Origin of the sequence: Nocardioides sp., assembly GCF_036374615.1 — a bacterium.
In the GTDB taxonomy this organism is placed as follows: Bacteria; Actinomycetota; Actinomycetes; order Propionibacteriales; family Nocardioidaceae; genus Nocardioides.
The window spans coordinates 1-11,453 of sequence record NZ_DASUTK010000101.1 but is presented as its reverse complement, the minus strand read 5'-3'; the positions used below and the strand labels follow the sequence as shown (position 1 = coordinate 11,453).

At 71.5% G+C, this 11,453-nt stretch carries 14 protein-coding genes, 1 tRNA gene and 1 pseudogene; 10 read left to right on the top strand and 6 right to left on the bottom strand.

Annotation, left to right across the window (positions count from 1 at the left end):
- The first annotated feature begins 115 nt into the window (after positions 1-115).
- A complete protein-coding gene (locus VFZ39_RS08345; protein ID WP_330865274.1) occupies positions 116-1,012 on the top strand; it encodes a sulfite exporter TauE/SafE family protein in 897 nt (298 codons plus the stop codon).
- A gap of 199 nt (positions 1,013-1,211) precedes the next feature.
- Complete coding sequence (locus tag VFZ39_RS08340) at positions 1,212-1,682, top strand: pyridoxamine 5'-phosphate oxidase family protein (RefSeq protein ID WP_330865273.1); 471 nt, start codon at positions 1,212-1,214, stop codon at positions 1,680-1,682.
- 13 nt (positions 1,683-1,695) lie between these two features.
- Here the strand turns inward: VFZ39_RS08340 and VFZ39_RS08335 are convergent, their stop codons facing one another.
- The 4 genes from VFZ39_RS08335 to VFZ39_RS08320 form a co-directional block, all read right to left on the bottom strand.
- Entirely contained in the window at positions 1,696-2,082 is a 387-nt protein-coding gene (locus VFZ39_RS08335) for a cupin domain-containing protein (protein ID WP_330865272.1), read from the bottom strand.
- A 103-nt stretch (positions 2,083-2,185) separates the two neighbouring features.
- The gene (locus tag VFZ39_RS08330) at positions 2,186-3,115 is read right to left on the bottom strand and encodes a S1C family serine protease (protein ID WP_330865271.1); all 930 of its coding nucleotides are present in this window, start codon (positions 3,113-3,115) and stop codon (positions 2,186-2,188) included.
- Between the two features lie 70 nt (positions 3,116-3,185).
- Positions 3,186-3,689 carry a mycothiol transferase gene (locus VFZ39_RS08325; RefSeq protein ID WP_330865270.1) on the bottom strand — a complete coding sequence of 168 codons (504 nt, stop codon included), beginning with the start codon at positions 3,687-3,689 and terminating at the stop codon, positions 3,186-3,188.
- Positions 3,690-3,819: 130 nt separating this feature from the next.
- Complete coding sequence (locus VFZ39_RS08320; RefSeq protein WP_330865269.1) at positions 3,820-4,023, bottom strand: cold-shock protein; 204 nt, start codon at positions 4,021-4,023, stop codon at positions 3,820-3,822.
- A 332-nt stretch (positions 4,024-4,355) separates the two neighbouring features.
- On the opposite strand from VFZ39_RS08320, the gene VFZ39_RS08315 reads away from it, so the two are divergent.
- The 6 genes from VFZ39_RS08315 to VFZ39_RS08290 all read left to right on the top strand — a co-directional run bounded on the left by VFZ39_RS08315 (position 4,356) and on the right by VFZ39_RS08290 (position 8,669).
- Complete coding sequence (locus VFZ39_RS08315; RefSeq protein ID WP_330865268.1) at positions 4,356-4,898, top strand: flavodoxin domain-containing protein; 543 nt, start codon at positions 4,356-4,358, stop codon at positions 4,896-4,898.
- Positions 4,895-5,527 (top strand): HPP family protein, encoded by a 633-nt coding sequence (locus VFZ39_RS08310; RefSeq protein WP_330865267.1) that lies wholly within the window; start codon positions 4,895-4,897, stop codon positions 5,525-5,527. Before VFZ39_RS08315 ends, VFZ39_RS08310 begins: the two co-directional genes overlap by 4 nt.
- Positions 5,524-5,955, top strand: a complete 432-nt coding sequence (locus VFZ39_RS08305) for a hypothetical protein (protein WP_330865266.1) — start codon at positions 5,524-5,526, stop codon at positions 5,953-5,955. Before VFZ39_RS08310 ends, VFZ39_RS08305 begins: the two co-directional genes overlap by 4 nt.
- An 86-nt stretch (positions 5,956-6,041) precedes the next feature.
- Positions 6,042-6,959, top strand: a complete 918-nt coding sequence (locus VFZ39_RS08300) for a universal stress protein (protein WP_330865265.1) — start codon at positions 6,042-6,044, stop codon at positions 6,957-6,959.
- Between the two features lie 5 nt (positions 6,960-6,964).
- Entirely contained in the window at positions 6,965-7,834 is an 870-nt protein-coding gene (locus VFZ39_RS08295) for a universal stress protein (protein ID WP_330865264.1), read from the top strand.
- A 4-nt stretch (positions 7,835-7,838) separates the two neighbouring features.
- On the top strand, positions 7,839-8,669 hold the full coding sequence (locus VFZ39_RS08290) for a universal stress protein (RefSeq protein WP_330865263.1): 831 nt from the start codon (positions 7,839-7,841) through the stop codon (positions 8,667-8,669).
- Between the two features lie 40 nt (positions 8,670-8,709).
- On the opposite strand, the gene VFZ39_RS08285 is transcribed toward VFZ39_RS08290, so the two are convergent.
- Positions 8,710-9,918 (bottom strand): MFS transporter, encoded by a 1,209-nt coding sequence (locus VFZ39_RS08285; protein WP_330865262.1) that lies wholly within the window; start codon positions 9,916-9,918, stop codon positions 8,710-8,712.
- A gap of 44 nt (positions 9,919-9,962) precedes the next feature.
- On the opposite strand from VFZ39_RS08285, the gene VFZ39_RS08280 reads away from it, so the two are divergent.
- Positions 9,963-10,574, top strand: a complete 612-nt coding sequence (locus tag VFZ39_RS08280) for a TetR/AcrR family transcriptional regulator (RefSeq protein ID WP_330865261.1) — start codon at positions 9,963-9,965, stop codon at positions 10,572-10,574.
- A 46-nt stretch (positions 10,575-10,620) separates the two neighbouring features.
- On the opposite strand, the gene VFZ39_RS08275 is transcribed toward VFZ39_RS08280, so the two are convergent.
- Positions 10,621-10,693, bottom strand: a tRNA-Arg gene (locus VFZ39_RS08275).
- A 213-nt stretch (positions 10,694-10,906) separates the two neighbouring features.
- Between VFZ39_RS08275 and VFZ39_RS08270 the strand changes: the two are divergent.
- A pseudogene (locus VFZ39_RS08270) lies at positions 10,907-11,453 on the top strand (phosphoenolpyruvate carboxykinase); the annotation flags it as partial.

Here is an 11,453-nt window from a genome sequence, read left to right as displayed (position 1 = left end):
GGGCTCATCCTGCCCGACCCGCCGTCGCCGCGACCGAACTTGACCCGGGAGGCCGTTCAATGCATTATCTCTACTTGTTCAAGTGACTTTGCTGAACACATAGAAAAGGGTCATCATGCGCAAGCTCCTCGTACTGGGCTTCGTCGGGTTGCTGGCACAGCTCGTCGACGGCTCGCTCGGCATGGCGTACGGCGTCACGTCGTCCACGCTGCTGCTCGCCGCCGGCATCGCTCCCGCCGCCGCCTCCGCAGCCGTCCACTTCTCCGAGATCGGCACGTCGCTGGTGTCCGGCTTCTCCCACCACAAGCTCGGCAACGTGGACTGGAAGACCGTGAACATCCTCGCGATCCCCGGTTTCATCGGCGCGTTCGCCGGCGCGACGTTCCTGTCCAGCCTGCCCGCGGACACAGCCAAGCCCTGGGTCGCCGGGCTACTGCTGGCGCTCGGCCTCTATGTCATCTACCGGTTCCTCGTGCTCGGCGGACGCCGGCCGCGGTTCAAGTCCCGCCCGGGCAAGAAGTTCCTGATCCCGATGGGCCTGGTCGGCGGCACCCTCGACTCGATCGGCGGTGGCGGATGGGGCCCGGTCGGCACCACCACCCTGCTGTCCTCCGGGCGGCTCGAGCCCCGCAAGGTGGTCGGCTCGATCGACACCTCCGAGTTCGTCGTCGCCGTCGGCGGCTCGCTCGGCTTCATCATCGGACTCAGCAGCGCCGGCATCCCGTGGGACTACGCGCTCGCGCTGCTCATCGGCGGTGTCCTCGCGGCCCCCGTCGCCGCATGGCTGGTGCGGCACCTGCCGGCCCGCGTCCTCGGAGTCGCCGCCGGCGGACTGATCGTCCTCACCAACACCAAGACCATCGCCGAGGCGCTAGGCGCCACCGGCGGCACGGTCGGCCTCCTCGCCGCGCTCGTCGCGGTGCTGTGGATCTCCGGGATCGCCTGGGCTGTCGCCCAGGAGCGGAAGGCCCGTGAGATCCCGCAGCCCGAGGAGGTGTACGCCGAGGCCTGACCCTCCTCGGCGCTCACCGGCGGCCGGCAGGACACGCTCCTGCCGGCCGCCGTCGTACGCAGACGCGCGTCCTTCCGGCAGGCTGGACCGATGATTCCGTGGCCGGGTGCAGGTCTGACCCCTCACGCACCTAGCGAACCGGGAGAGGACCCATGAGCGCCGCGACCACCACCGCAACCACGACCCGACCGGGCTGATCGTGTCCGAGGACCTCGTGGCAACCGCCGCTCGCCTGCTCTCGGAGAACCGGTACGCCGTGCTCGCCACCGTGGACGGGTCGGGCGCGCCGTGGGCGAGCCCGGTCTGGTTCGCCCACCGCGATCTCACCACCCTGGTGTGGGTGTCCTACCCGGAGGCCCGCCACTCCCAGGCGATCGCGGCCGAGCCACGCCTCGCCGTGACGGTGTTCGACTCCTCCGTCGAACCCGGTCACGGGACTGCCTTCTACGGCCGCGGCCGGGCCCGCAGGTGCCCGGACGCCGAGCTTGCCGAGCACCTTGCGGTGTTCCAGGCGGAGTCCGAGCGGCAAGGCATCGGGGAGTGGGGCGCCGACCGGGTCACGGGAGCGGCCCGGCTCCGCCTCTACGTCGCGACCCTGGACGAGGTGTCGCTGCTCCTCGACGACGGCGGCCCGGACTTCCGGGTGCCGGTCGACCTCGACGCGTCCTGAGGCGACCGGGCCGTCAGGCGGGGCCGTCGACGTTGATCGTCGGCTCCCCGCTGCCGCAGCGCACGATCACCGCGCGCGACGGCTCGTCCCCGGGGTTCGACTCGCGATGGACCGCGCCCGCGGGCACGCGGAGGAAGTCGCCGGGTCCGGCCTCGACGACGTCGCCGCCACCCGCCCCGGACTCCAGCCGCATCCGGCCGGACACGATGAACAGCGTCGTCTCGTGGTCGCCGTGGTGGTGCCACCCCGAGACGGCCCCGGGCTCGGTGTCGACGAGCCCGGTCCACATGCCGTCCTGGTGCATCGCCAGCCGGCGGCTCATCCCCGGTGTCGGGTCGGCGGGCACGAGATCGTGGCCGCTGACGTGGGTGCACGGCACGGCTGCCCGGTCGCTGGTCACGACCCGACCCTATGCGAGGCGCCGCCCGCGCACGAGGCTCGCTGACGGCCGCAGTCCGCTCCGACGAGCTCGTTGTCGTCGGGTACCCAGACGTGGCGCGATGTCAGTCGTCGAGCTCGACCGGTTGTGCCACCGCGTCGACGAGTGCGCCGTTGCGCAGCACCGTGACCTCGACGCGGGAGCCGATGGTGTCTTCGCGCAGCACCCGCTGGAGCGACTGCGCGTCTCCGAGCGGCGCGCCGTTCACGGCCAGGACGAAGTCGCCGCGCCGCAGGCCCGAGACCTCGGCGGGGCTCCCGGAGACGACCTCGACCACGCGCAGCGCGGACTGGCGCCCGGTGCGCTCCTGCCAGCGCGTCGGCAGCGGCGCCGGGCCGGTCACCAGTCCCAGGTACGCGCGCCGTACCGCCTCACCGCGCACCAGCGAGCCGATGATCCGCTGGGTTGTGGCGTTGATCGGCACCGCGAGCCCCAGCCCGATGCCGGCCACCGCCGTGTTCACACCCACCACGCGGCCGCGGGCGTCGGCCAGCGCACCGCCCGAGTTGCCGGGGTTCAGCGCGGCGTCGGTCTGGATCACGTCCTCGATGATCCGGACCGTACGGCGCCCCCGCGCGGGCATGCTGCGACCGACGGCGCTGACGACGCCGGCCGTCACCGACCCGGCCAGGCCGAGCGGGTTCCCCACGGCGACCACGAGCTCGCCCACCCGGAGCCGGTCTGCGTCGCCGTACTCCGGCGGCGTCGGCAGGTCACGGTCGGCCCGTAGGACCGCGAGGTCGGAGAGCGCGTCGCGACCGAGCACGGCGAATCGACTCAGGGTGCCGTCGGCGAAGGCCGCCTCCCCGCTGGTCGCGTCGCCCACCACGTGGGCGTTGGTCAGCAGGTGCCCCTCCGCCGACAGCACCACGGCCGACCCGGCAGCATCGCCGCGCCCGGCTGACACGCGCAGCGCCGCGACCCGTGGGCCGAGCGCTTCCGCGACCCCGACGACGGTGGCGGAGTAGGCGTCCAGGGGCGACGGCTCGCTCATGCACCCGACAACGTCGACGATGCCTCGTGTCATCCCGGGTTCGCCGAGAGCGAACCCCAGTGATCCAGCGCTACCGGCCGAGCAGCCCGATCACGTACGCCGCCTGGCCGATGTGCTGGGCACTGTCGTCAGCCACGCTGACGAGCCGGACGCCGAGGGTGACCGGGGGATCCCAACGCTTGTCGACGACCCGGTCGAGATCGGTCTCGGAGAGGGTGCCGATCCACGCCACGCAGTGGGCGTGCACCGCGCCCGAGTACTCCCGCAGCAGCGTCGCCGGTGGCCTGACCTGCGCCACGTCCTGCGGGCTGTGCCCGTACCCGGTGGCGCCGTCGTCGAAGGGGAGGTCGAACCGCCGCGCGAAACCCTGCGCGGTGTACACCTGCTCGAGTCCCGACACGCCCGAGACGTGGTGATCCTGGACCCGCGCGAGGTGCCAGACCAACCAGCCGATGGAGTTGGCATCGGGCGTCGGACGGTGGGCGAGGTCGTCCTCGGTGGACCTGTCGAGCACGTCGGTCACGCCGTCAGCAGTGCGGGTGAGCGCGTCCACGAGCACCTCGGCCGGAGTCATGTTTCCGACGGTAGTACGGGCCTGAGGCGGCGTGCGCGACGCGACCCACGGAGGCGGCAGGAAGGCTCCAAATGCGGGCGGCGACCACGATGCGTGATCGTGGCCGCCGCGAGCGAGACGTGCGTGCGAACTACAGGCCGCGAACGTTCTCCGCCTGCGGGCCCTTGGGGCCCTGGTTGACGTCGAACTCGACCTTCTGGTTCTCAGCGAGCGTCTTGAAGCCGGTGCCCTGGATCGCGGTGTGGTGGACGAAGACGTCCGCCCCGCCGCCGTCCTGGGCGATGAAGCCGAAGCCCTTGTCGTCGTTGAACCACTTCACGGTGCCTTGTGCCATTGGTAAACCCTCATTCGGTGTTCGACGCGGTGAGCACTGTGCCCATCGCGGAGCTGAGACATCCGCCCTGCGCCTGATGTCCAGCTGACCGAAGACCAAGAAACCGTGTGACCGATGCGCCGGCGACCCGATGTGCGGGGCGCCGAGAGGCCGGAGCCTCTTCAACGAGCACCACCCTACCCCGGATCCATCAGGAGCACGCATCGGTGGGTCGTTCCTCACGCATCGGTGGGTCGTTCCTGACGGGCCGAACGTCCCGAGTCCTCGGGCCTGGCGCCCCGTGACCGCTGCACCGCCACGAGTGATCGTGGAGGCGAGCCGAGGAGGTTGCCATGACACAGCGACGAGCGTCCGTGATCTATGAGTCCATGTTCGGAAACACTGCCGCGGTCGCCGAAGCGGTGGCCGACGCGTTGCGCGCCGCCGACATCACCGTCGACCTCGTCCCCGTGTCCGCGGCTCCCCGGGCCGCGGCGCTCGCGGTCGACGTCGTGCTGCTCGGGGCGCCGACGCACGCCTTCACCCTGAGCCGCGCACGTACGCGCGAGGACGCGGTGCGTCAGGGTGCTCCGGCGGACCGCGCCGCGACCGGGTTGCGGGAGTGGCTGGCCGACGCCCGGATCCACCCGCCGTCGGCGCCGATCGCCGCCGCCGTCTTCGACACCCGGTCCGGCAGTGTCCGCCATCTGCCTGGATCCGCGGCGCGCAAGGCGGCCCGGCTCGCGCGCGGCGCCGGGTTCCGTCCGGTCCTCGGCGCCCACTCGTCGTACGTCGACGGCATCGACGGTCCGTTGCTCGAGGGAGAGCTCGACCGGGCACGGGCCTGGGCGACGGAGCTCGCCGCACAGGTTCTGCCGAGACACAGCACGACATGACGACCACACGCGAGAGGGAGAACACCATGTTGGTCCGCGACGTGATGACGACCGAGCCCGCGAGCGTCCAGCCGGGCACCACGATCAAGGCGGCGCTCCGCCTCCTCGCCGAGCGAAGGGTCACCGCGCTCCCCGTGGTGACCCCGAACGGTCAGGTGTGCGGAGTCGTCAGCGAGGCGGACCTGATCCGCGACCTGTTGCCTCGGGACCCGCGGACCCAGGAGATCCCGCCCGCCGACACCCGCATCCCGGCGCAGCGCGTCGGCGACGTCATGAGCGGCCACCCCGTGACCGTCCACGCCGACACCGATCTCGTAGAGGCGGTCGACCTGCTCACCTCGACCACCGTCAAGAGCCTGCCGGTCGTCGATCGCCACGGCCAGCTCGAGGGAGTCCTGAGCAGGAGCGACATCGTCCGGCTGCTGGCGCGTGCTGACGAGGACATCGAACGACAGATCGACGACCTGTTGCGGTCCACCGGCCTCGAGGGCTGGTTCGTGCAGGTCACCGACGGCAACGTCACGCTGGTCGGTCCGGAAGGGACGCGGGACGCGGTGGTCGCCCGGCTGCTCGCCGAGACCGTGCCCGGCGTCATCGAGGTGAGCGCACGAACGGACCGGGTGTCATGACCACCCGCGCTGTCCCCTCCGCCACGACCGACCGCCCAGCGGCGCGGCGTACGTCCGTCGGCGCAACGGCGGTCGGCGGCTTCTACCTCACGATGGGGGGAGTTCACCTCGGGCTCGTGGTGGCTGACCCGACGGTCTACGGGCCCTTCGCGGACGGCGCCGTGTTCGGCTTCGTACGCACGGGGTGGTCGGAGATCTTCATGGCCAACCCGGTCTTCTGGGGACTGCTCGTCATGGCCGGGGAGCTGGCGCTCGGGACTCTGCTCATCGTCGGCGGACGAGCGGCACTCGTCGGCTGGGCGGGTGTGATCCTCTTCCATGTCGCCCTGATGCTGTTCGGGTGGGGCGCGTGGCTCTGGTCCGTGCCGGCGCTCGCGGTGCTCGTCCCGCTGGCCCTCCGCGACCTGCGCGCGGCCACTCGGCGATGACGCGGCTTCCCCGCCGGGACTTTGGTCCCCCGATCGGAGGAAGTCCGACCGTGGGTTCGCGAGCGGTCGCCGACGACGCTGGACACATGGACAGGGACCTACTCGACGGCAGTGTGGTCGTCGGCGTCGACGGATCGGAGCACTCGGACCGCGCACTCGTGTGGGCCGCGGAGCAGGCGGCCCTGGAGGGCCGCAGGCTCGTCGTCCTCCACGCGTACCGCAACCCGGTGGTCGCCGATCCGGTGCAGCTGGCGGTGTGGAGCGCGGCACAGGGCGACCTCGACACGATCATGGACACCGCGGCGCGCCACGTGGTGGACGAAGCGGTGAAGGTTGCCCAGGATGTGAACCCCAAGCGCGACGTCCACCCGCTCGTCGCGCACCAGGATCCGCGGGACGCCCTGCTCGACGCGTCCACGCGAGCACACCTGGTCGTCGTCGGCTCCCACGGCCGGTCCGGATGGCGCCGACTGGCCCTGGGCTCGGTGGCAACGGCGGTCGCACAGAACGCGACCAGCCCGGTCGTGGTCGTGCGCGACCCTGCGGCCGACGGGCAGCGCTCCGGCGTCCTGGTCGGTGCCGACGGAACGCCGTCCTCGGTCCCGGTCATCGAGTTCGCGTTCCGGCACGCTTCGCAGCGGGGGCTGCCGTTGACCGTCATGCACGCCTACTGGGACGTCGCCGGCCAGCAGGCCTACGGGCACCTCGTCGGAGACGACGAGCCCGGCGTGGACGACCTGCGGGCCATGTTGTCCGCCTCGACCGCCGGCCTGCGTGAGAAGTACCCCGACGTCGAGGTCGACCTCCAGCTGGCCCGCGGCCTCGTGGACGTGGTGCTCACCGGCGACGAACCCCCGCGGGACCTGATCGTTGTCGGCCGCCGCCACCCCTCTCGGTGGTCACGGCTGCTGTACGGCTCGGCCACGACCGCCGTGCTGGATCTCGCCCGCAGCAGCGTCGCAGTCGTCCCCGAACCCGATCCCGACCCGAACACACCGAGGTGATCCACATGAACACATCCGCCCCCATCGTCGTCGCCGTCGGCCCGACCGGCGCCGAGGCCGCCCTGGAGTACGCCGCGCGAGATGCGGTACTCGTCTCCGCACCGCTCCACGTCGTACACGTCCTGCAGATCCCGGCCGCCTCGGCGATGGCGGCAGGCGTCTACGGCGACGTCGCCGCCGAGGCTCGCGGGATCCTCGACAAGGCCGAGCAGCGGGCCCGCGACCTGGTGGACGGCCGCGTGGCCGTGACCTCCGCGGTTCTCTCGGACCCGGGGACGGTACCCACCAAGCTCGTCCAGGCTGCCGACCTCGGTAGCCAGATCGTGCTGGAGCACCGTCACCTCTCGCGCGTCTATCGCCTCTTCTCCGGTTCCACCGTCAACGGCGTCGCGGCCCGGGCCCACGTCCCCGTCGTCACGGTCCCGGAGGGCTGGCAGCCGAACGCACACCAGCCCCGGATCACCGCCGCCGTGCAGGACGTCGCCGGAGCGGCACCGGTCCTGAGGCTGGGCCACGAGCTGGCTCGGCGTCACGCCGTCCCACTGACCGTCCTCAACGCGTGGTGGCTGGACTCCGGGTACGACGTGATCGCCGTCGACGACGACTACCGGCACGAGCGTGCCCGCGAGTTCGAGAACGAGCTGGCACCGGCGCTACAGCCCTTGAGGGTGGAGTTCCCCGACGTGTCGTCCACGGTCGAGGTCGTCCACGCGCCGCCGACCGAGGCGCTCCTTGACGCCAGTGCACGGTCGGCCCTGCTGGTCGTCGGTCGTCGCCACCACCTGCTTCCGTTCGGTTCTCACCTCGGTCCCGTCGTACGGGCAGTGCTGGACCGCAGCGACTGCCCGGTGGTCGTCGCGCCGGAGGAGAAGTGACGTCATGAGCGCGAACCTCCACGGTCGTCTCGTCGTCGGCGTCGACGGGTCGCAGCACTCCGAACGCGCCCTTCGGTGGGCGGCGGACCAGGCACTCCTGGAGCAGCGCGGACTGACGGTGGTCCACGCCGTGCCGGCTTCCGAAGCGGCGCCCGACGCCGCCCGTGACGTGATCGCCCGAGCCCGCGTGGAGGTCGCACGGAGGGCTCCCGAGGTCGACGTGGCGGAGGCCGTGTGCGTCGCGGACCCCCGCGAAGCACTGATCGAGGCCTCGAGGAAAGCGTCTCTGGTGGTGCTCGGCTCACGTGGCCGGGGACGCCTGCGCAGCGTGCTGCTCGGCTCGGTGAGCGCCGCGGTGGCTCAGCACGCGGCCTGCCCCGTCGTGGTGCACCGGCCCGGCAACCCGGGACTGGTCCGCAACGGCGTGCTGGCCGGGGTCGACGAGTCCGAGCGGTCGCGGCCCGTGCTGCAGTTCGCCTTCCGGATCGCAGCCCAACGTGCCCTGCCGTTGACGGTGATGCACAGCTTCTCCGAGGTGCTGGTGCCCACGGGGCCGGCCGTCATGGCCCTGCCGCCGGTCGACGTCGACGACGAGCGCCGCGCGCTCGCCGAGACCGTCGCGGGTTTCGGAGAGCGCTACCCGGAGGTGCGTGTCCGGCTCGAGGTCTCGCGCGGCGTCCCTGCCGTCGACCTGGCCCGGCGGGCCGAGCGGATGAACCTGCTGGTCGTCGGCGCCCACCACGGCGGTCTTCCCACGGCACTGCTCTTCGGCTCGGTCTCGGCGGGAGCGCTGGAGCACGCGACGTGTCCGGTCGCTGTCGTTCCGACGACGTGAACGACGGTCTCACCTCAGCTGGCCACCCGGCGCTGATCGATCATGGGCGGTCTGGATCGAGAGCGGGCCGCAGCCCCAGGCTGGCGAAGGCCACGACTGCGGTGATGAGCAGCGCCGTCCGAAAGTCCCACGCTGCCGCGAGCACGCCGAACACGGGCGGGCCGGCGGTGGCGCCGAGTCCCAGGAAGAGCAGCATCGCGCTCAGGCCCTCCGCCGGCCGGTCCGGAAAGACGCCGTGGCTCCACACGGCCAGCAGCCCGGACGTGCCCATGAAGCACGCCCCGAAGGCGACGGCGGACAGGCCGACCGCGAGCCACGAGCCGGGGGCGACACCGAGCAGGGAAGTCGCCGTGCCGATCCCGCCGATCAGGAGCGTGTGGGAACGCGGGAGCCCGACCCGCGCGAGCAGCCGTCCGGTCAGGACAGCCGCGGTCCCGGCGACCCCGATCAGCGTCCAGAACGCCGGAGCGGCCAGGGCTGGGGCCGCCGAGGCCTGCGAGATCGCAGACACCGCGAAGGTCCAGTACACGGCGCCGACCACGCCGTAGGACAAGCCCGTGACGTACAGCGAACGCGTGCCCGGTCGAAGGAAGAACCGCACCGAGAGCCGTGGGACGTCTCGTCCCTGAAGAGTGTGTGAGGTGGTGTCGCGCAACAACCGCCAGTTGTAGGCCGTGGTCAGCACCGCGATCGCGCAGAACAGGGCCCACGCCCAGCGCCAGCCGGCGTCCATGCTGACCAGAGCCAGCCCGCCGGCGACCACGATCCCGAACGCCGTACCGCTGGCGATCGCCGCGAGCACGGTGTCACGCCGAGCGGGGAGCACCAGGTGGTCGACGGCGTCCGAGTACGGCGCCCACGCGAACCCCGCACTCGTCCCGGCCACGACGAGACCGGCACACAGCTGCCACGGCTGCTGCGCCACCGCCACCAGCGCCGTCCCTGCGACCGCCGTCAGGCCGGCCGCAGTCACGAGAGGCCGCGGCCCCACGCGTCGCGCCAGCAGTCCGACCGAGACCAGGGCGAGCACGTAGCCGAGGCAGGCGCCGCCGGCGATCACTCCGGAGGCGGTGATCGAGAGACCGAACGCCTCACGGAGCTGGGGCTCGAACAGGCCGTACCCGTAGCGGGCGAAGCCGTAGGCCACCCCGACCATCGCGATGCCGGCACTGCCCAAAGCCCACGGTGACCGGCTCCCCGATGCCTCGGCTCGGCGCTCGGGGCGTACTACACTGGTCTGTGAAGTCATACCGGAAACCGTAGGTACACAGACCTGTGAAGTCAAGGGAAATCATGAGAACGCCAGTCACCGTCGACGACGACGAGCCACGCCTCACCCCAGGCGCGCAACGCATCCTGGACGTCGCCTCCGAGCTGTTCTACAGCCGGGGGATCCACGCGGTGGGCGTCGACACCATCGCTGCCGAGTCCGGCGTCACCAAGCGGACGCTCTATGACCGCTTCGGGTCCAAGGACGGCTTGCTCGTGGCCTATCTCAAGGCTCGCGACCGCCGCTGGCGGACGATGATCGTCGACCGCCTCGAGTCCGAGCCGGCCGACGGCCGCTCGCGAGTGCTCGCACCGTTCGACGTGCTCCCCGAGTGGCTGTCACAGAACAGCCGTGGCTGCAGCTTCGTCAACGCGTTCGCCGAGCTGCCCGACCCGGACCACCCCGGCCGGCAGGTGGTCGTCGCCGAGAAGAAGTGGCTGCGGAGCCTGTTCCACCAGCTGCTGCTCGAGGCCGGCGTCGCCGATGCCGACGAGCTGGCCGTGGCCCTGCTGAACCTGCACGAGGGAGCCATCATCAGCTACGCCATCGCCGACGAGCACGCTGCGCCTGCCACGGCACGCGCCGCCGCCGCGGCCCTGGTCGACCGCGCGCTCCCCAGCACCAGCCACGCCTGAACAGCAGGAAGCCCCGGCGAACCTGCAGGTCAGCCGGGGCCATCTGCGCGCCTGTAGGGATTCGAACCCCAAACCTTCTGATCCGTAGTCAGATGCTCTATCCGTTGAGCTACAGGCGCATGCCGTGCTGCGAACAGCGCGACCGGATGAGGATAGCGGACCCGTGTCGCCATCCCGAAATCCCACCCCCTCCGGGTCCGCGTGACGTGGATCCCACAACCTGTCCAGAAGTGGAGCGTTCCAATCCGCGGACCATCGTTATGGTGGCGGCACGTCGCGCGATCGGGGCGGTCGAGACGCCCCCGGTCCACCTCACGAGAGGCACAGATCAGATGGCAGATGTCGAGGCAGCCCTGGACGCAGCGGGTCTCCACAACCCGAAGGTCCGCGAGTTCGTGGCGGAGTACGCCGAGCTCACGGGCGCCGAGCGGATCGAGGTCGTCAGCGCCGCCGACGACGCCCGGCTGATCCAGGAGGCCCTGGATGCCGGGGAGCTCCAGCCCGCCGGCGAGGGGCGCTACTACTCGCGCAGCTACTACAAGGACACCGCCCGCTCGGAGGAGCGCACGATCGTCGCCACCAACCGTGAGAGCGACCGCGGCGTCTACAACAACTGGAAGCCCGCGTCGGAGATGACCGCGCTGCTCGTGGAGCGGATGCGCGGCGCCTCGGCCGGCAAGACCATGTACGTGGTCCCGTATCTGATGGCGCCGCCCGGCTCGCCGCTGGAGCCCTACGCCGCCGGGGTCGAGCTGACCGACACCCGCACGGTCGTGCTGCACATGATCCGGATGGCCCGGGTCGGCGCGCAGTACGTCGACGGGCTCGAGGACCAGGACAGCTTCGTCCGCGCCGTCCACGTCACCGGTGACCTGGAGA